The organism is Bradyrhizobium sp. SZCCHNS3002 (assembly GCF_032377435.1).
GTDB lineage: Bacteria > Pseudomonadota > Alphaproteobacteria > Rhizobiales > Xanthobacteraceae > Bradyrhizobium.
Genome location: NZ_JAUHHY010000028.1, coordinates 1 through 17,817, shown reverse-complemented (window position 1 = coordinate 17,817; position 17,817 = coordinate 1). Strand labels below are relative to the sequence as shown.

Genomic DNA, 17,817 nt, shown 5'->3' with positions numbered 1-17,817 from the left:
ATGGTGACGAAGGTCGCTCGGCGCGACCGAGACGTGCGATGCCGACGGATGGGTCGGCATCGAAATCAGGGCGAGAAGGATCTCGCCGGTCGCATCTCGTCCGAGCGCAGCGGCTGCTCATGCTGCAGGCGCACGGAGCCGACAGCGATGATCGCGCGCCGTTCGTACCGCAACAATCGGGGGGCGCTCGCTGGGGCCCGCGCTGTCGCCTAGTCGTTGGCCTCCGGCGGCAGGAAGTCGACCTCGTGCTCCGCCGAGATTCGCACCACTTCGGCCGGGTCGGCGAGATTGTGCAGCATGTTGAACAGCGCCTCCAGCTTCTGCATCGGCGAGACCCAGAACAGCGCGCGCGCCGGCTTGTCGGATTTGTTGAAGTAGCCATGCGGAATGCCGCGCGGCATGCGCACGAGGTCGCCGGCATTCGCCTTGACCCAGACGCCGTCGAGCTTGAGGTCGAGTACGCCTTCCTGCACCAGGATGAACTCGTCCTGGGTGGGATGAACGTGAACCGGCACGAACTGCCCGGGCTCGCTGTTGGTCTCGAAGGCGAACGTGGAGTCGGTGACGGCTTTGGGATAATAGAGCTGACCCAGGATATTCCAGGTCTTGCCGGCATAGCCGGTACCTGCGCGCGTGATGCCTTTTTCGAGTGTGATCATGGCGGATCTCCTTGCTGCACGCATGGGAGGATCGAGCCGGGGCCTGCCCAAGTCTATCCGGAAAACGAATCCCTCGACGTCAGTTGCTAATTATTATAGGTTTCAAACGATCTCGACGGGCGATGTAGGCCATGACTGCAGATGCAGCCGCTGATCGTAGTTGGAAGTCACCGGCGGTGCCGCGGCTGACCGCCTATGGTCGTGTTGCAACGCACGATGTCGATGAGGCCGCTGAACAAATAGGCCGCATCTTCTGTCCGCATGGGCTGCAACCGGAGGCGGATACTGCGCGCGATTTCCTCGCTCTGCATAATTGCGCGGCATTCGATGGCTTTTCCATCAACTACGTCGCCTATGGCGGTGCGGTAACGATTGATCCGGGCTGTCTCGACCGCTTCTTCCTGCTGCAGCTCCCGCTGGCGGGGACCGCGCGGGTCTTCGCCGGGACCGGCGAGGTCGCGACGGCGCCGGATCATGCGGCGTCGCTGCTGTCGCCGACATTGCCCACGCGCATGGTCTGGGAGGGGTGCGCTCAGTTGATCCTGTTGCTCGACCGCCGTCTCGTGGAACAGCGCGCAGCAGCGCTGTCCGGGCGCGCGGTGCAACCGATCGAATTCGATCCCGCAATCGCGTTGTCGGGATGTCATGGCTCGCGGCTCCGGGCTCACATGCTCGGGCTCGCCGACCTCGCCGAGCGTCTCGGCGGTGGGCGCGGACTGCCAGCGGTCGCGGCCGCCAATTGGCGCGAGACGCTGCTGGATATTCTGTTCGCGCAGCCGGGAAATGGCCTGGCGGAGGCGATCAGGCTGCATTCCGGCCGGGTCGAGACGCTGCCGCAGGCCGTCCGCCGGGCGCGTGATCTCCTGGCAGCGCACGCAGCCGAACCGCTCGATCTGGCGCAGCTTGCGGCATCGTCAGGCGTGGGGATCCGGGCGCTGCAGGGCGGCTTCCGCCGCCATTTCGGCATGTCGATCTCCGACATGCTGCTCGACATCCGGCTGGCGCGGCTCAATGCGCAATTGATGACGGCTGCGCCGGAGGCGCGGATCATCGACATCGCCTTCGACCTCGGCTTCACCCATCTCGGGCGGATGGCGGGGGCCTATCGCGACAAGTTCGGGGAGGCGCCGTCGGCCACGCTGCAACGCGCACAGCGCGGCCGCTTCACGAATTGACGTGCACGAAATCCCGCAGCAGCGGATAGATCTCGTTGTTCCACTTCTTGCCGCTGAACACGCCGTAATGGCCGACGCCGGCCTGCATGTGATGGACGCGGCGATAGGCGCGCACGTTGGTGCAGATGTCCTGCGCCGAGAGCGTCTGGCCGATCGAGCAGATGTCGTCGCGCTCGCCCTCGACCGTCATCAGGCCGATGCGCCGGACTGCCTTCGGGTCGACGGGACGGCCGCGGTGCATCAGTCTGCCCTGCGGCAGCAGATGTTCCTGGAAGACGTCGCGCACAGTCTCGATGTAGAACTCCGCCGGCAGATCCATCACCGCGAAGTACTCGTCGTAGAAGGTCTTGATCGTCTCGGCCTTCTCGACCTCGCCTTTGGCGAGATGGTTGGCGAGATCCATGTGCTGCTTCACGTGTCGCTCGAGATTCATCGAGACGAATGCCGTGAGCTGCACGAAGCCAGGATAGACCTTGCGGAAGGCGCCCCTGCATTGAAAGGGCACGTAGTGGATCAGGTTGTCCTCGAACCAGTCGATCGGCTTGCTCTTGGCGAACTCGTTGACCTTGGTCGGCTGGATCCGCGTATCGATCGGTCCGGCCATCAAGGTCAAGGTGGCTGGCCGCGACGGATGGTTGTCCTCGCACATCACGGCGGTGGCCGCGAGCGCGGAGACCGACGGCTGGCAGATCGCCACCATGTGAGGGCGCGGCCCGAGCTGGCCGAGGAAGGTGATGAGATGATCGGTGTAATCTTCGAGGCCGAAGCGGCCATGATCGCGCGGGATGTCGCGCGGATTGTGCCAGTCTGTGATATAGACGTCGTGATCCTGCAATAGCGTCTTCACGGTACCGCGCAGCAGGGTGGCGAAATGGCCGGACATCGGCGCGACAAGCAGCACCTTGGGCTGATCCGGTGCGGCATCCTTCTTGAAGTGCAGCAGCGAGCCGAACGGCGTCTTGAACGTGACCTCTTCGGTGACGGCGAGCTCGCGGTTGCCGACCATCACGCTGTCGATGCCATAGGCCGGGCGGGCGTAGGTCAAGGCCGAGCGGGAGATCAGCTCGAGCGCGGCGGACAGACGCCGCATGGCACGGCTGGATAGCCCTGATGGGATCAGGTTGAGATAGCGCATGGCGGCTGCCGCGCTCTGGCGCCACGGCTCGGTCAGGTCCATGTGGTTCTGATAGGCTTGGTACAGCAGCGCCATCGCGTCCGATCCATTACATGCATTGGTGTATGCAATATCGAAGCCAGAGCGGCCGAGTCTTGCCTGAAAAACTGGCATGTCGCTTGCTCGATGAAATCTCTCACATATCCGGCTCCGCCCATCGCGCCGCTTGCACGAGCGGCACGATGGGCGGACGACAATCGACAATGCGGCAACAGGGTAGGGCGACATGGCCAAAGCGACGTTGACCATCAGTAGCAAGAATTACTCGTCGTGGTCGCTGCGCGGCTGGCTGCTGGCCAGGTTTGCCGGACTGGATTTTGACGAGGTGATCGTCGGTCCGGACGACGCGTCGGCTCGCGCCGAGATCCTGCTGCTGTCGTCCTCGATCCTGGTGCCGTGCCTGCGCCACGATGGTGCGACGATCTGGGATACGCTGGCGATCGGCGAGTATCTCAACGAGACCTTTCCGGAGGCAGGCCTGCTGCCAGCCGACCGCATCCAGCGCGCGCATTGCCGCTCGATTTCGGGCGAGATCCATTCCGGCTTCACGACTCTGCGGGCGTCGCTGCCGGTCAATCTCAAGGGCCACTTTCCGGGCTTCAAGGTCTGGACGCGGGCGCAGGCCGACATCGATCGCATCTGGGCGATCTGGCGCGACTGCCTGGAGAGATCCGGCGGTCCATTTCTGTTCGGCCAGCGCGGCATGGCGGATGCGATGTATGCGCCGGTGGTGACGCGCTTCGTGACTTATGACGTGAAGCTGGAGCCGCAGCTCAGGGCCTATGCCGACCTGATCATGGCGATGCCGGAGATGCAGCAATGGATCGAGGCCGCCAAGGCCGAGCCCGAGGAGATCGAGGAGCTGGAGGTCGAGTACTAGGTGTCCTGCCGTCAGCGGACCATGCCCGCGGCCCTTGGCAGCCGCCGGCCCCGGCGAGAACGGCTCATGTCGCGGGCAGGTGCTGCTCAATTTGAAGCCGGATTTGCGTCCTCTCGGCGCGTGGCGTGAGCTGTCAGCACGTCACCATTGCCGTGTGGCGTCGGCCAAAACCCGGTTGTTGGCAATCAGTTCGGCGCGCGATGCCGTCACCGCCTGCCGATCTTTGCGTTGCGAACAGGGCGTGGCGTGGTTTTCGCATGGCACAATCCGCTTTCTGACGTGGTGGCCGCTGTGGCCGATCGATGGGCCGCAACGGTCGCCGATGTCGCAATCAACCGGTGGAGGCCGTCATGAACCAGCATGCAGTGGTGACCAAGTTCTCGCACGTGAAGCCCGAGGATACCGACTACAAGGGCGGTGGGTTGCGCGACTTCTTTCTGTATCGCGATCTCGGCATCGCCGACGCCACCGGCGGGCAGGTGATCTGCCACCTCGTCAAGGCCAATCCGGATTGTCCGCCGGTGGATGGCACAGGCTGGCATCGCCACGATTGCGATTTCCAGATCGTCATCATGATGAAGGGCTGGGCCCGCTTCATGTACGAGGACAAGCCGACCCTGGTGAAGGCCGGCGACGTCGTGCACCAGCGGCCCGGCATCGTGCACTACCTCTACGATTATTCCCCTGACATGGAATATATGGAGATCGTCAGCCCGGCCGACTTCAAGACGGTCGAGATGCCGCCGGCGACCGACAACGTGCCGCCGGTCACGCCCTGGACCTGAGCGCCTGAACTCCTTCTCCGTTAGTCTTTGGCATCCGGTTGCGGCAAGCGGCCGGAGGCGTCTCCTCACGATGTGGTGGGTCGTCTCCGATGTGTCCGACATCTAGCGTGAACAGATCGCGCACCAGATGCGGCGTCCGATTCGGACGCGATTCGTTCCGGCAGCGTTCCAAGGATTAAGACTGCAAGGCAGCGCCGTCGCGTTTTGACACACGGCACGCGCGCTGCCTGTCTCGCGCCTTGGTGCTCCACATTGCCCCTTGCGACCGATCTGGTGCCGGTCCATCACCCGCAAGGGGAGCATCGATCATGACCTTGACCACATTGGCTTGGCTCGCGCTCGCGGCCTACGGCGCGCATATTCTCGAGGAATACACGTTCGATTGGCGCAATTGGGCGCGTACGGTGATGAAGCTGCCGGTCGAGTGGAGCGACTTCTACGTGACGAACGCGCTGGTTGTCGTGCTCGGCGCGGTGCAGGCGGAGCTTGCCGAGACATGGCCGCCGGCCGCGCTCACCTACGCGGCGCTGATGATCATCAACGCCATCTTCTTTCACATTCTGCCGTTCCTGCGCAGCGGAGGCAGATTCTCGCCGGGGCTGGCGACGGCGCTGATTCTGTTCTTTCCGATTGCCATTGCAATGTGGCGGCGGGCGTGGGGCGACGGTGTGCTCGACGTTGGAACGGTTGTCCTCGCGGTCGTCGCCGGCGCGCTGCTGATGGCCTATCCGGTCGTGATGCTCAATCTGCGTTCGAAACCATATTTTCGGCAAGACCGGCCCTGAGCAGAACTCAGGGCCCGGCATGATCAATAAGACGAAGCGCGATCGGCAACGAAGCTCGGCTGCGGACGGCGTCCATTGCGCTCGTCAAATCGCGAGCGTGGGAAGCGCCAGCCGATGACGGTGGCTTCGAGCGCGCCGCCGGATTCCTTGTTGTGCCATTTGCCATCAATGTAGAAACAGGGGAACGGTAGTTGGTAGGTGCCGCTGTGATCCTCGCACAGCACCTCGACCGTCTGTCCGGGCGGCGGCTCACCGCTGCCGTCGAATTGCGCCAGCCGTTTTTCGCGCGTAGCCATTCTGTCCATCTCCCTAAAAACGGGTCCCGGCCGGAACTTCAATGCGCGATTGAGGTCTCAGTATGGTATCAATCAGGAAACTCCTTCAGTTCCACGCAAAATCATGTGTTGGGCAAGCCAATGAGAAAATTGTGATGCGAAGAATCGTTGCTGCGGGAATCATTTTTGCCGCGAGTGTGCTCGCGATGTGTGTGAGTTCTGCCGCATATGCGCAGGATATTCCGGGCATCGAGATATGCACTGCAGAAAAGGCGATGGATCGTCGGACATCATGTCTGCAGAGCAACATCGATTTCCTGCAGAAGACGATGACCAAGCAAGCGCTCGATCAGCAGCAGAAGCTCGATGCGGCGAATCGGCAGATCCAGGCGCTGAAGGCTGCGCTGATCTCGCAGCAGGGCCTGATCGACGAACTGAAGGCGTCGCAGGCGAAGCTTGCGGACGAACTGAGGAAGAAGGCCGATGCGCCGGGCGCCAAGGACGCGGCGCCGGCGAAGCCGGCCGGCAAATAGCACGGTCCGCAGCGCAATAACGATCAAGCGCACGAGGACGTCCGCGCGCATGATCGGCCGCTTCGACAAGGAGAGGCGCGTGTCCAACAACCCGGCCGAGAGGGCGCTCTGGTTCATCGAGAGCCATCTGTCGGCGCCGTTGACGTTGGATGATGTCGCTGCCATTGCCGGCGTGTCGCGCTTCCACATCGTGCGCGCGTTCGCGGCGGCGACCGGCGTCTCGGTGATGCGCTATGTCAGGCTGCGCCGTCTCAGCGAGGCGGCACGGGCTCTGGCCTCGGGAGCGCCGGACATTCTCAGTCTCGCGCTCGAGGCCGACTACGGCTCCCACGAAGCGTTCACGCGCGCGTTCCGCGACCAGTTCGGCGTCACGCCGGAATCGGTGCGCGCCAGCTCACGCCTCGATGGCCTGTCGCTTCAGGAGCCGATCATGATGGACCAGACTCCGCTCGCCGATCTCGCCGCACCACGTTTCGTCACGGCCAAGCCGCTGCTCGTTGCCGGTGTGGCCGAGCGCTTCAGCCATGACAACGGGGCCGGCATTCCGGCGCTCTGGCAGCGCTTCCACCTGGTCGAGCAGGATATCCCGGCGCGCGTCGGCGACGTCGCTTACGGCGTCTGCTGCAACGGTGACGACGCCGGAAACTTCGACTATATCGCAGGCGTCGCGGTAGCCGACTTCTCCAACCTGCCGCGCAGCTTCGCCAAGGTTCGGATTCCCGCGGCCACCTTTGCCGTGTTCGCCCATCCGGGCCACGTCTCGACCATCCGTCGCACCGTCAGCACGATCTGGAATCACTGGCTGCCGCAATCGGGCTGCACGGTCGCCGATGCACCGAATTTCGAACGCTACGATCAGCGCTTCGATTCCAGGACCGGTGATGGCGGCTTCGAGATCTGGGTTCCGGTGATTCGCTGAGGCGGTCCCGAATTGTGTCGAGACGCTGCAGGCCAGCCCTGCGGCGCCGGACCCTGCCGATTGCTTGGCAAGCAGCGGCACGTTTGCGATAACCTCACGCCTAACAACAATGCGCCGCAGCGCGGCGACGAAAGCGGGAGGTCGTCCGATGTCCGACATGCGCGTGCTCGCCACCGATCTGGAATTTCCGGAAGGGCCCGTGGTGATGCCCGACGGCTCGGTGGTGCTGGTCGAGATCCGCGGAAAGCGCCTGACGCGGGTGTTTCCCGACGGCCGCAAGGAGATCGTGGCGCAGATTCCGGGGGGGCCGAATGGCGCGGCGCTGGGGCCCGACGGCAAGATCTACATCTGCAACAATGGCGGTTTCTCCTGGATTCCGACTGGCAAGATGATCATGCCGGGCCCGCAGCCCGAGGACTATCTCGGCGGCTCGATCCAGCGCGTCGATCTGCAGAACGGCAGGATCGAGACCGTCGTCAGCCGCTGCGGCGAGCACGCGCTGCGCGGGCCCAACGATCTGGTCTTCGACCGTCACGGCGGCCTGTGGTTCTCTGACCTCGGCAAGCGCCGCGCCCGCGACATGGACGTCGGCGCGTTCTATTACCTCAAGCCCGGCATGAGCGAGATCGTCGAGGCCGTCCACGGCATTCTGCCGGCCAATGGCATCGGGCTCTCGCCGGATGAAAAGACCGTCTACATCGCGGAGACGCCGACCGCGCGGCTCTGGGCCTACGACGTTCCGGAGCCCGGCACCGTCAAGCCGCGCGAGGTGATCTATCGTGGTGAGCGCGGCCGGCCGATCTGCGGCCTCGGCGGCTACCAGATGTTCGATTCGCTCGCGGTCGAAGCGAACGGCAATGTCTGCGTCGCGACGCTGATCTCCGGATGCATCAGCGTGATCGCGCCGGACGGCACGCTGGTCGAGCAGGTCCCGACCGGCGACCGCGTTACGACGAACATCGCCTTCGGCGGTCCCGAACTGAAGACCGCCTACATCACGCTGTCGGGCCGGGGCGAGCTGGTGGCGATGGACTGGCCGCGGCCCGGCCTGCCGCTAAATTTTCTGAACAAGTGAATGCGGCTGGGCATCGTCATCACGGCGCGCCGGTGATAACCAGCTGGCTGGAACGTCGTCGGAATTGCTCCTCATGGTGAGGAGCGCCGCAGGCGCGTCTCGAACCATGAGGCCTCCATCGTGGCCTCATCCTTCGAGACGCAGCGCTTGCGCGCTGCTCCTCGGGATGAGGGGAAGGAGTCTTTGATGCCCTTTCTTGAACCAGTCACCCTTCGCGGCCCGCATGCGAGCCTTCTGCCGCTGTCGGCGGACCATCACGATGCGCTGGTCGAGGCCGTCAGTGACGGCGAATTGTGGAAGCTGTGGTACACCGCAGTTCCGAAACCCGAGACCATGGCCAGGGAGATCGAGCGCCGGCTCGGCCTGCTCGCGGCCGGCAGCATGCTGCCGTTCACGGTGCTCGATGCCGACGGCCGCGTCGCCGGTATGACCACCTACATGAACGTCGATGCCGCCAACCGTCGCGTCGAGATCGGCTCGACCTGGTATGCGAAACGGGTGCAGCGCAGTGCGCTCAACACCCAGTGCAAGCGGCTCTTGCTGGCGCATGCTTTCGAGGCCATGGACTGCATCGCGGTCGAGTTCCGCACCCATTTCTTCAACCACCAGAGCCGCCGCGCCATCGAGCGGCTCGGCGCCAGGCAGGACGGCATTTTGCGCAGCCACCAGATCGCGCCGAACGGCACGCTGCGGGATACCGTCGTCTACAGCATCACTGCGGCCGAATGGCCCACCGTGAAGGCGCATCTCGACTACCAATTGAATGACAAGCCGCGCTGACCGCGCTATGGCCGCTTGCCGCCTCGCGCGGCTGATGACGATGAGACCGGGACGAACGACCAGATGGATACCTTCGACTATGTGATCGTGGGCGCCGGCTCCGCCGGCTGCGTGCTGGCGAGCCGCCTCAGCGAGGACCCTGAGGTCACGGTGTGCGTGCTGGAGGCAGGGCCGCGCGACTGGCATCCCTACATCCATCTGCCGGCCGGCTTCATCAAGACCTTCTACATGAAGAGCATCAACTGGGGCTATCAGCAGGAGCCGGGGCCCTACACGGCCGGGCGCAGCATCTACGCGCCGCGCGGCAAGACGCTCGGCGGCTCCTCCTCGATCAACGGCCATGTCTACAATCGCGGTCAGCGTCAGGACTTCGACACCTGGGCGCAGATGGGCAATCGCGGCTGGAGCTATTCCGACGTGCTGCCGAATTTCAAGCGCATGGAGAAGCGCATCGGCGCCGGCGAGGACCAGTATCGCGGCCGCGACGGCAACCTCATCGTGACCACCATGGAGTGGAAGGACACGCTGTGCGAGGCCTTCATGGATGGCGCTGTCTCGCTCGGCATCCCGCGCAACCCGGACTACAACGGCGCGATTCAGGAAGGCGTCTCCTACGTCCAGCGCACCATCCAGAACGGCCGCCGCGTGTCGTCGGCGACCGCATTCCTGCGTCCGGCCAGCAAGCGGCCGAACGTCGAGGTTCGCACCCACGCCCATGCCACCGGCGTTGTGCTGGAAGGCAAACGCGCGGTCGGCGTGCGCTATCATCGCGGCGGGCGCGGCGGCGTGCCGGTCGAGGTGCGCGCGCGTAAAGAGGTGATCCTGTCCGGTGGTGCCTATAATTCGCCGCAGCTCTTGCAGCTCTCCGGCATCGGCGCGCCCGAGCTGCTGCAGGAGCACGGCATCGAGGTGCGTCATGCACTCCGAAGCGTCGGCGAGGGCCTGCAGGACCATTACGCGCCCCGCACGGTGGCGCGTGTCAAGAACATCAAGACCGTCAACGAGCTCGCGCGCGGCCTCAATCTGTGGGGCGAGGCGCTGAAATGGGCGGTGACGCGGCGCGGCATCCTGTCGCTGTCGCCGACCATGGTCTACTGCTTCTGGCATTCCGGCGAGACCGCCGAAAGCTCCGACCTGCAGCTCACCTTCACGCCGGCAAGCTACAAGGAGGGCGTGCAGGGCCAGCTCGAGGACGAGCCCGGCATGACGGTGGCGTCCTGGCAGCAGCGCCCGGAGAGCCGCGGCTATGTGCGGCTGCGCTCGGCGGATCCGTTCGCGCCGCCGCTGATCCAGACCAACTATCTCACCGCCGAGCTCGACCGCCGCGTGGTCGTCGCCGGCATGAAGCTGGCGCGTCGCCTGCTGGCCTCGGCCCCGCTCGCGCCGTACTATGCTTACGAGGATTTTCCGGGACCGAAGGTGAACAGCGACGACGAGTTCCTGGCCGCGGCGACGCAGCGCGCCACCACCACCTTCCATCCCGGCTGCTCCTGCCGCATGGGCCCGGCCGACTCGACCTGGGCCACGGTCGACGATCAGCTCCGCGTCCACGGCCTGCAGGGCCTGCGCGTCGCCGACGCCTCGATCATGCCGCGCATGATCTCGGCGAATCTCAACGCCGCGACGCTGATGATCGGCGACAAGGCGGCGGACCTGATCCTCGGCAAGACGGCGGTCGAGAGCGTCTCGGCGTAGGCGAGGGCTCCATTGGCGCGTCCTCGCCATTTGAATTCGAGCTGCCACCGAGCGCGCGGTGCGCTCCCTCGCCCCGTTCTTACGGGGAGAGGGCCGGGGTGAGGGGCAGCCACACGGGCGGTGCCGCTACGGGACGCCGCCGTGCCCGTCCGATAGAGCCACGATGTGGCTTTGTACGTGCCATGCCCCTCACCCGGATTGCTGCGCAATCCGACCTCTCCCCGCAAAAAGGGCGGGGAGAGGTTGCACCGCTCGTGCCGAGATAGTTGGGCGTGACAATGCGACAGCACCTACTTCACCAGCCTGAATCTCCCACCCTCGACCTTGATCAAGAACGCCGAGCGCTCGTCATAACCGTTGTGGTCGGTCGGGCTCATGTTGGAGAGGCCGTTGTTGAGATAGATGTCCTTGCCGCGCTCCAATTCCTCGCGCAGCGCGGCGCGGAACTCCTGCGTGCCGGGCTTGGCCGCCTTCAGCGCGCCGGGGATGGCGCCCTTCAGCAAGGTGACCGTGTCCCACAGATGCGCGGCGAAGATGTTCGGCCTGTCGCCATTGGCAGTCTGGTAGGCTGACAGGAAGGCGTCGTTGGCCCGGCGAAACGGATCCTCAGGCGCGAGATCGTCGGCGATCGAGAACGCCTCTCCGGCGAACACCGCGCCCTCGACATTCTCCTTGCCGAGCTTGATGAACTCCTGCGTCGCCACGCCATGGGTCTGGAAGATCTTGCCGGCATAGCCGCGCTCGCGCAGCGCCTGCTGCGGCAGCACGGCGGGCGTGCCGGCCGAGGCGATGAACACCGCGTCCGGATTGGTGGCGATCACCTTGAGCGCCTGGCCGGCCGCGCTGGTGTCGCCGCGCGCATAGACCTCGTGGGTGGTGACGGTGATGCCGAGCTTCGGCGCCAGCTTGCTCACCTCCTGATAGTAGCCCTCGCCATAGCCGTCGGACACGCCGATGAAGCCGAGCGTCTTCACCCCGCTTTTCGCGATGTATTTCAGCATCGCCGCGGCCATGATGTCATCGTTGGGCACCACCTTGAACGCCCATTTGCGCTTGTCGTCCATCGGCTGCACGATCGCTGTCGAGGCCGCCAGCGACAGCAGCGGCGTCCTGCTTTCGAGCGCGACATCGAGCATCGGCATGGTCACCGGCGTCAGCGACGAGCCGATGATGACGTCGACACCATCCTGGATCACCAGCCGGCGCGCGTTCTGCAGTCCCTTGACGCTGTCGGACTCGTCGTCGAGCGCGATGTAGACGATCTTCTCGCCGCCGATCTCCTTCGGCAGCGCCGCCACGGCCTTGATCTGCGGCTGCCCGAGCGCCGAGCCGGGCCCGGTCGCGGACACCACGATACCGACCTTGATGTCGGCGCGCGCGGGCGAGCCGAAGGCCATCGTTGCAGCAATTCCGATCGCCGTGAGTGCGGCTCTCATCGCATGTCCTCCCCGTTGAGCATGCTCGGCGCGTTGACTGGCCGAGACTTTGGCGGAGGAGCGTAGCCGGACCAAGGGCCTCCGTCTGTCCCCATGGTTGGTGACGCGGGGCGCGGCGCTTCCAGCCAAGGCGGGTTGCTGCTAGGCTTCGGCGAACAAACATCCGGGAGGAACGCATGGAGGCTCAGCGGCCTGATGTCGACGCGGCCGGCGCTGTCGGCGCGATGGTGCTCGCGATCGGACAGCCCTCGTTCCCCCAAGTTCTGATCGAGACGTTGCGCATCGTTGCCGATGTCGGCCACTGCATGGTGTTCACCTTCGAGAACCAGCACTCCGCCCGCTGCCTGCTCAGCACCGGGAACATCGCGATCGGGCCCGACCTCGGCGCGGCCTATTCGGAGCATTTCCACACCGCTGATCCGAACCGGGACGCCATCTTCCGCGAGCGTGCGGACGCGCACCACATCCTGCTGCCGAATTTCGCGCGCCGCATGTACCCGAAGGGCTACCGCAAGCTGTTCTTCGAGGATTCCGAGATCGTGGACAAGGCCGCCACCGCGATCTGGATCGGCGACCACTGTACCTACGTGAACTTCTATCGCACCGTTGCGCAAGGCGGCTTCGCGCCCGGCGAACGCCAGCGCATCGCGGCAGTCGCCCCGATCGTGGGCGCCATCGTCGCGCGTCATTGCCAGGATCGCGCCGCTGCAATGGATCCGGCTGACAAATTTGCGCTGCTGTTCGCCGCCGGCGGTCCGCTGTCGGTCCTGACCGTCCGCGAGAAGGACGTCTGCCGCCGTATTCTCTCGGGCTTCACCTCCGAGGCGATCGCCGGTGATCTCGGCATCGCACTCAATTCCGTCTTCACCTATCGCAAGCGCGCCTATGAGAAGCTCGGCATCGCCTCGCAGAACGAGCTGTTCGCGATCGCCCTGCGGCTGATGTCGACGCCGCGGCCGCTGAACTGAGCGATGCAGCACGCATGCTGTCACCCATCACCGGGACAGACGTCGCCTGTGCGCGCGGGCTAGCTTGCGCCGTCCGACCGGAGATCGACAGTGAGCACCGCACCGCGCTTCGACATCGACACTGCCACTTTCTGGGCCGATCCCTATCCAGCGCTGGCGCGGATGCGCAAGGAAGCGCCGATCGCGTTCGTGCCGCAACTCGGCAGCACGCTGTTGTGCCGCCGCGACGACATCTTCGTGTCCGAAAAGCAGGTCGACGTCTTCAGCTCGCATCAGCCGCAAGGGCTGATGAACCGGCTGATGGGCCACAACATGATGCGCAAGGATGGCGCGGATCACATGGCCGAGCGCCAGGCGATCGCGCCTGCGGTGTCGCCGCGCGCCGTGCGCGTGCACTGGCTGGCGCAGTTCCAGGCCCATGCCGACCGGCTGATCGATGCGCTCGATCCAGCCATGGATATCGATCTCGTCGGCGATTTCGCTCTGCCGTTCTCGGCCGAATGCCTGAAGCTGATCACTGGCCTCACCAACATGCGCTTCCAGGACATGAATGCGTGGTCGCAGGCGATGATCGACGGCATCGCCAACTACACCGGCGATCCCGCGGTCGAGGCGCGTTGCAACGCCGCGACCGCCGGCATCGATGCCGCGATCGACGACATGCTGCCGGTGCTGGAGAAGACCCCGAACCAGAGCCTGCTTGGCGTGATGCTCGCCGCGCAAATGCCGATGGAGAGCATCCGCGCCAACATCAAGCTCGCCATCTCGGGCGGCCAGAACGAACCGCGCGACGCGATCGCCGGCACGGTGTGGGCGCTGCTGACGCATCCCGAGCAGCTCGCGCTGGCCATCACTGGCGAGGTGCGCTGGCTCCAGGTGTTCGAGGAATATGCCCGCTGGATCTCGCCGATCGGCATGTCGCCGCGGCGGATCGCCAGGCCATGGAGCATCCGCGACGTCGCCTTCGAGCCGGAGGAGCGCGTGTTCCTGATGTTCGGCTCGGCCAACCGCGACGAGGCGCATTTCACCGATCCCGATCGCTTCGACATCCGCCGCGACGTCTCCAAGAGCATCGCCTTCGGCGCAGGCCCGCATTTCTGCGCGGGCGCCTGGGCCTCGCGCGCGATGATCGCCGACGTCGCGCTGCCGACGCTGTTCGCGCGGCTCAAGGACCTGCGCCTGCGTGACACCGAGCCGGTGCGCATCGGCGGCTGGGCGTTTCGCGGTCTGCTCAATCTGCCGGTGACCTGGGACGCGACGCGGGATTGATCCTGGCCGCGGCCCTCGCGGGGAAGCGCCGCGCTCGGGCGGTCTCTACGCCCTGCCTGCTGCGATCGCCTGCGCCTCTGCGGCTGCGCGCTGCATGCTGGACGACATCTCGCCGGTGACCGTGCTCTGCTCCTCGACGGCGGCGGCGGTCGAGGTGACGTATTCGCTGACGTTCTGGATCTCGACCTTGATCGCGTTCAGCGCATTCACGACCTCGCTGGAGATCCCGTTCAGTCCGGAGATCTCCGCGCCGATCTTGTCGGTGGCGGCCTTGGCCTGCGTGGCGAGATTCTTGACCTCCGACGCGACCACGGCAAAGCCGCGGCCGGCATCGCCGGCGCGCGCCGATTCGATCGTGGCATTGAGCGCCAGCAGGTTGATCTGCCCGGTGATGTTGCCGATCAGTTCGACGATGCCGCTCATCGCCTGTGTCGCCTCGCTCAACCGCTTGGCTTGCGAATCGGCTGAGGCGACCCGGTCAGCCGCCCCCATGGCGGTCTCGCGCGACTTGGTCATGGCCTCGGAAATCTCGCGCACCGAGGCGTTCAACTCCTCGGCACCCGCTGCGACGGACTCCATCATGCCGCGAACGCGCTCATTGCCCATCCGCACCAGCACCTGCTTGGTGACGTCGGTGGCGTATTTCACGACCTTGAACGGCTTGCCATTGAGGTCGAGGATTGGATTGTAGGAGGCCTGAATCCAGACCTCGCGACCGCCCTTGCCGATCCGCTTGTATTCCGAGGCCTGATATTCTCCGCGGTTCAGGGCGGCCCAGAAGTTGCGATAGGCCGGACTGTCGCGCTCCGACGGATCGACGAACATCGAATGGTGCCGGCCCTTGATCTCGGACAGCGTATAGCCGAGCGCCTGCAGGAAATTGTCGTTGGCGTTGATGATGGTGCCGTCCAGTTCGAACTCGATCACGGCCTGCGATTTGCTGATGGCGGCGATCTGTCCGGCGAGATCGGCATTCCGAAGCTTCTGGGCGGTCACGTCGGTGGCGAACTTGACGACCTTGAAGGGCTTTCCGTTCTGATCGAACACCGGATTATAGGACGCCTGAATCCAGACCTCCTTGCCGCCCTTTCCGATCCGCTTGTATTCTGCGGCCTGGTATTCGCCGCGGTTCAGGGCGGCCCAGAACTCGCGATAGCCGGCACTGTCGCGCTCCTGCGGCGAAACGAAGATGCTGTGATGCTTGCCTTGGATCTCCGGCAGGCTGTAGCCAAGCGCATGCAGAAAGTTGTCGTTGGCGGTGACGATCGTGCCGTCCAGGTTGAATTCGATCACGGCCTGTGATCGGCCGATTGCCGCGACCTGGGCGCTGTAGTCGAGGTTCTGCAGCCGCACGCTCGCGTCGGACCACTCGACGACCGTTCCGGCGCGGGTTCCATCCGGGTGTTTCAAGGGCTGCGCGACCAGATCGAACGTCCACTTGCCGATCTTGATGGTGGCCCGGTGCTCGGAGGTAAGGGCCTGCAGCATGCGGCGCTGGTGCGTCGGGTCCTTGTGGAACACGTCGATGTTGGTGCCGATGAGTCCGTCGACGCGGAAGTTCGGCAATTGCGTCTTGAGATCGGCCTCCGCCTCACGCATCAGCGCCCTTACCGCCTCGTTCATGTAGACGATGTTGAGTTTGTCGTCAGCGACCATCACCTTCGCGGTGATCGCGTTTGCGGCCAGGGCGGCCAGGGACGCGGCGTTGTTCTTGCGGCCAAACATGATGGTCTCCTGTGCAAACGATCACGCCAGCGATGTGCACATGCTCGTGATCACGCGATAGTTGCTGTGATCCGGAGACGGCGCTGACTGCGATCATTCCTGAACTCGATGATCCCCGTAAATTTCCGGGGGCTTTATTCAATCTAACAGCTCGTCAGTAAGATTCGGTTAGGCAGCAATCTGCAGCGATGTTCTGATTGTGCAGGAATGGCCGTGAATCTGCGGGGCGTGTTCAGGTGTCGCAGGGCCGGGATTGCCTTAGATCAAGATCGACATGATCCTCGCAGCTAGGCTGAATGGAAATTGGATGCTATCGGCTTCGACATGCCAGAGAAGGACATTGCCGAAGTCATCGCGGTGCCGAGGGTGTTTCTCGACAGCCTCGGCATCGGCATCTCGATCGTCGACAGTGCAACGGGACATATCCGGTTTGCGAACGCCGAATGCTGCCGGATCGTCGGATACACGCTGGAGCAGCTCAAGACCAGTGGGCTGACCTTTGTCGATCTGACCCATCCAGAGGACCGGGAGCGCAATCGGCTGCAGCACGACAAGCTGCTTGCAGGCGAGATCGCGACCTATCAGCTCGACAAGCGCTATCTCCGGCCGGACGGAAGCATCGTGTGGGGACGCGTGACCGTCAATCCGGTCAGGGACGCCAGGGGTCGCCTGAAGTGGTTCTGCGCCGTAGTCGAGGACATCACGACAACCAGGATCCTGGAAGAACAGCTTGCGGCCGCGGAGAAGCTCGCTGGGCTGTCGACGTTCAACCTGATCGTCGATGCAGACGATTCCAAGGGAGATTTTCCGCCGGCGTCGCCATCGTCGCTGCGCGACATGTTGTGCCACGTGCATCCCGAGGATCGGAACGGGCTCGCGCAGGTCATCCGTCGTGCGATCATGAAGCGAACCGGCTATACGCGCGACTACCGGGTGCTTGGCAAAGCCGGTACGGTGCGCTGGGTCCGTGGCATGGCGACCTCTGTCTACAGCCCGTCCGACGGACGAACCCATCTCGTCGGTGCGACGATCGACGTCACCACGGATCATCTCGATCGCGATGGCCAGGTGCCGGAGTCCATTCGCAGGATCCTGGAACACATTGAGACGAACTGGGATCAGAAGATATCGATCCAGCAGCTCGCGGTTCGCTACGGCGTCAGCCCTCGCACGCTCTATCAGTACTTCGCGAAGAGCGGCGTCTCCTTGGCCGAGAAGATCAAGCTGACGCGAATCCAACATGCGCACCGCTTGCTGTACGATGCGAAAGCAGGTGACACGGTGACGTCGATCGCCTTGCGATGTGGCTTCAGCAATCCCGGGCATTTCGCCAGGGAGTATCGAAAGATCTACGGTGAGACGCCGTCGGAAAGTCTGAGGCAGGCGTCATTGCCGCTTGCGGCGCGGGGGGAAGCCGCCGCTGCTCCGTCCGTCCGCTGATTGTCAGCCGATCTTCACGGCTTCACATCTGGATGGAGCGCCGGCCAGATGTGCCCGACGGGCAATCTCCGCATGCTTCGTATGCGCGAAATGCCCGTCGAGTTAGTTTGCCGCAGCCGCGCCGGCTTGCGTCGTCGGGCAAATCAGGACGATGGTCTTGCCCATCCCGCCTCGAGCAGAGGGACGTACGCGTCGTCACGAACGTGGAGGCGGGCTGCGATGGACGTGACGGCTGTGCCAGACG

17 protein-coding genes are annotated in these 17,817 nt (G+C 64.4%); 12 read left to right on the top strand and 5 right to left on the bottom strand.

Annotated elements, in window-relative coordinates:
* Positions 1–209: 209 nt before the first annotated feature.
* Positions 210–659, bottom strand: coding sequence for a cupin domain-containing protein (locus tag QW845_RS33535; protein WP_315805785.1), 450 nt, complete (start codon positions 657–659; stop codon positions 210–212).
* Between the two features lie 131 nt (positions 660–790).
* Between QW845_RS33535 and QW845_RS33530 the strand changes: the two genes are divergently transcribed.
* Positions 791–1,834: an AraC family transcriptional regulator gene (locus QW845_RS33530; RefSeq protein ID WP_315805784.1), complete on the top strand. Its 1,044-nt coding sequence runs from the start codon at positions 791–793 to the stop codon at positions 1,832–1,834.
* Here the strand turns inward: QW845_RS33530 and QW845_RS33525 are convergent.
* Positions 1,824–3,044 carry a polyhydroxyalkanoate depolymerase gene (locus QW845_RS33525; RefSeq protein ID WP_315805783.1) on the bottom strand — a complete coding sequence of 407 codons (1,221 nt, stop codon included), beginning with the start codon at positions 3,042–3,044 and terminating at the stop codon, positions 1,824–1,826. The two genes, QW845_RS33530 and QW845_RS33525, sit on opposite strands and share 11 nt — an antisense overlap.
* 190 nt (positions 3,045–3,234) lie before the next feature.
* Here QW845_RS33525 and QW845_RS33520 point away from each other — a divergent pair, with 190 nt between their 5' ends.
* From QW845_RS33520 to QW845_RS33510, 3 genes are all read left to right on the top strand, one after another.
* Positions 3,235–3,888, top strand: a complete 654-nt coding sequence (locus tag QW845_RS33520) for a glutathione S-transferase family protein (RefSeq protein WP_315805782.1) — start codon at positions 3,235–3,237, stop codon at positions 3,886–3,888.
* 350 nt (positions 3,889–4,238) lie between these two features.
* A complete protein-coding gene (locus QW845_RS33515; RefSeq protein WP_315718052.1) occupies positions 4,239–4,673 on the top strand; it encodes a cupin domain-containing protein in 435 nt (144 codons plus the stop codon).
* A gap of 308 nt (positions 4,674–4,981) precedes the next feature.
* On the top strand, positions 4,982–5,458 hold the full coding sequence (locus QW845_RS33510) for an HXXEE domain-containing protein (RefSeq protein ID WP_315805781.1): 477 nt from the start codon (positions 4,982–4,984) through the stop codon (positions 5,456–5,458).
* Positions 5,459–5,481: 23 nt separating this feature from the next.
* Here the strand turns inward: QW845_RS33510 and QW845_RS33505 are convergent, their stop codons facing one another.
* Positions 5,482–5,754, bottom strand: a complete 273-nt coding sequence (locus QW845_RS33505; protein WP_315805780.1) for a hypothetical protein — start codon at positions 5,752–5,754, stop codon at positions 5,482–5,484.
* Positions 5,755–5,939: 185 nt separating this feature from the next.
* On the opposite strand from QW845_RS33505, the gene QW845_RS33500 reads away from it, so the two are divergent.
* The 5 genes from QW845_RS33500 to QW845_RS33480 all read left to right on the top strand — a co-directional run bounded on the left by QW845_RS33500 (position 5,940) and on the right by QW845_RS33480 (position 10,735).
* Positions 5,940–6,266: a hypothetical protein gene (locus QW845_RS33500; RefSeq protein WP_315805808.1), complete on the top strand. Its 327-nt coding sequence runs from the start codon at positions 5,940–5,942 to the stop codon at positions 6,264–6,266.
* A 49-nt stretch (positions 6,267–6,315) separates the two neighbouring features.
* Entirely contained in the window at positions 6,316–7,185 is an 870-nt protein-coding gene (locus tag QW845_RS33495; protein ID WP_409998001.1) for a GyrI-like domain-containing protein, read from the top strand.
* Positions 7,186–7,333: 148 nt separating this feature from the next.
* A complete protein-coding gene (locus tag QW845_RS33490; RefSeq protein ID WP_315805778.1) occupies positions 7,334–8,260 on the top strand; it encodes an SMP-30/gluconolactonase/LRE family protein in 927 nt (308 codons plus the stop codon).
* 186 nt (positions 8,261–8,446) lie between these two features.
* Positions 8,447–9,040, top strand: a complete 594-nt coding sequence (locus tag QW845_RS33485) for a GNAT family protein (RefSeq protein WP_315805777.1) — start codon at positions 8,447–8,449, stop codon at positions 9,038–9,040.
* A gap of 63 nt (positions 9,041–9,103) precedes the next feature.
* Positions 9,104–10,735: a GMC family oxidoreductase gene (locus QW845_RS33480; RefSeq protein WP_315805776.1), complete on the top strand. Its 1,632-nt coding sequence runs from the start codon at positions 9,104–9,106 to the stop codon at positions 10,733–10,735.
* Between the two features lie 290 nt (positions 10,736–11,025).
* Here QW845_RS33480 and QW845_RS33475 read toward each other — a convergent pair whose 3' ends face one another.
* A complete protein-coding gene (locus tag QW845_RS33475; RefSeq protein ID WP_315805775.1) occupies positions 11,026–12,171 on the bottom strand; it encodes an ABC transporter substrate-binding protein in 1,146 nt (381 codons plus the stop codon).
* Between the two features lie 176 nt (positions 12,172–12,347).
* Here QW845_RS33475 and QW845_RS33470 point away from each other — a divergent pair, with 176 nt between their 5' ends.
* Both QW845_RS33470 and QW845_RS33465 read left to right on the top strand, forming a co-directional pair.
* Entirely contained in the window at positions 12,348–13,139 is a 792-nt protein-coding gene (locus QW845_RS33470; protein ID WP_315805774.1) for a helix-turn-helix transcriptional regulator, read from the top strand.
* Positions 13,140–13,229: 90 nt separating this feature from the next.
* Positions 13,230–14,408 carry a cytochrome P450 gene (locus QW845_RS33465; RefSeq protein ID WP_315805773.1) on the top strand — a complete coding sequence of 393 codons (1,179 nt, stop codon included), beginning with the start codon at positions 13,230–13,232 and terminating at the stop codon, positions 14,406–14,408.
* Positions 14,409–14,453: 45 nt separating this feature from the next.
* On the opposite strand, the gene QW845_RS33460 is transcribed toward QW845_RS33465, so the two are convergent.
* A complete protein-coding gene (locus tag QW845_RS33460; RefSeq protein ID WP_315805772.1) occupies positions 14,454–16,133 on the bottom strand; it encodes a PAS domain-containing methyl-accepting chemotaxis protein in 1,680 nt (559 codons plus the stop codon).
* Between the two features lie 324 nt (positions 16,134–16,457).
* On the opposite strand from QW845_RS33460, the gene QW845_RS33455 reads away from it, so the two are divergent.
* On the top strand, positions 16,458–17,573 hold the full coding sequence (locus tag QW845_RS33455) for a PAS domain S-box protein (RefSeq protein WP_315805771.1): 1,116 nt from the start codon (positions 16,458–16,460) through the stop codon (positions 17,571–17,573).
* The last annotated feature ends 244 nt before the right edge of the window (positions 17,574–17,817 follow it).

Bases quoted from the DNA above. Each gene is read 5' to 3' on its own strand.
- QW845_RS33525 (WP_315805783.1), bottom strand. From the start codon at position 3,044: ATGGCGCTGCTGTACCAAGCCTATCAGAACCACATGGACCTGACCGAG.
- QW845_RS33485 (WP_315805777.1), top strand. From the start codon at position 8,447: ATGCCCTTTCTTGAACCAGTCACCCTTCGCGGCCCGCATGCGAGCCTT.
- QW845_RS33515 (WP_315718052.1), top strand. From the start codon at position 4,239: ATGAACCAGCATGCAGTGGTGACCAAGTTCTCGCACGTGAAGCCCGAG.
- QW845_RS33530 (WP_315805784.1), top strand. From the start codon at position 791: ATGACTGCAGATGCAGCCGCTGATCGTAGTTGGAAGTCACCGGCGGTG.
- QW845_RS33505 (WP_315805780.1), bottom strand. From the start codon at position 5,754: ATGGCTACGCGCGAAAAACGGCTGGCGCAATTCGACGGCAGCGGTGAG.
- QW845_RS33495 (WP_409998001.1), top strand. From the start codon at position 6,316: ATGATCGGCCGCTTCGACAAGGAGAGGCGCGTGTCCAACAACCCGGCC.
- QW845_RS33455 (WP_315805771.1), top strand. From the start codon at position 16,458: ATGCCAGAGAAGGACATTGCCGAAGTCATCGCGGTGCCGAGGGTGTTT.
- QW845_RS33520 (WP_315805782.1), top strand. From the start codon at position 3,235: ATGGCCAAAGCGACGTTGACCATCAGTAGCAAGAATTACTCGTCGTGG.
- QW845_RS33500 (WP_315805808.1), top strand. From the start codon at position 5,940: ATGTGTGTGAGTTCTGCCGCATATGCGCAGGATATTCCGGGCATCGAG.
- QW845_RS33460 (WP_315805772.1), bottom strand. From the start codon at position 16,133: ATGTTTGGCCGCAAGAACAACGCCGCGTCCCTGGCCGCCCTGGCCGCA.
- QW845_RS33535 (WP_315805785.1), bottom strand. From the start codon at position 659: ATGATCACACTCGAAAAAGGCATCACGCGCGCAGGTACCGGCTATGCC.
- QW845_RS33490 (WP_315805778.1), top strand. From the start codon at position 7,334: ATGTCCGACATGCGCGTGCTCGCCACCGATCTGGAATTTCCGGAAGGG.
- QW845_RS33470 (WP_315805774.1), top strand. From the start codon at position 12,348: ATGGAGGCTCAGCGGCCTGATGTCGACGCGGCCGGCGCTGTCGGCGCG.
- QW845_RS33480 (WP_315805776.1), top strand. From the start codon at position 9,104: ATGGATACCTTCGACTATGTGATCGTGGGCGCCGGCTCCGCCGGCTGC.
- QW845_RS33510 (WP_315805781.1), top strand. From the start codon at position 4,982: ATGACCTTGACCACATTGGCTTGGCTCGCGCTCGCGGCCTACGGCGCG.
- QW845_RS33475 (WP_315805775.1), bottom strand. From the start codon at position 12,171: ATGAGAGCCGCACTCACGGCGATCGGAATTGCTGCAACGATGGCCTTC.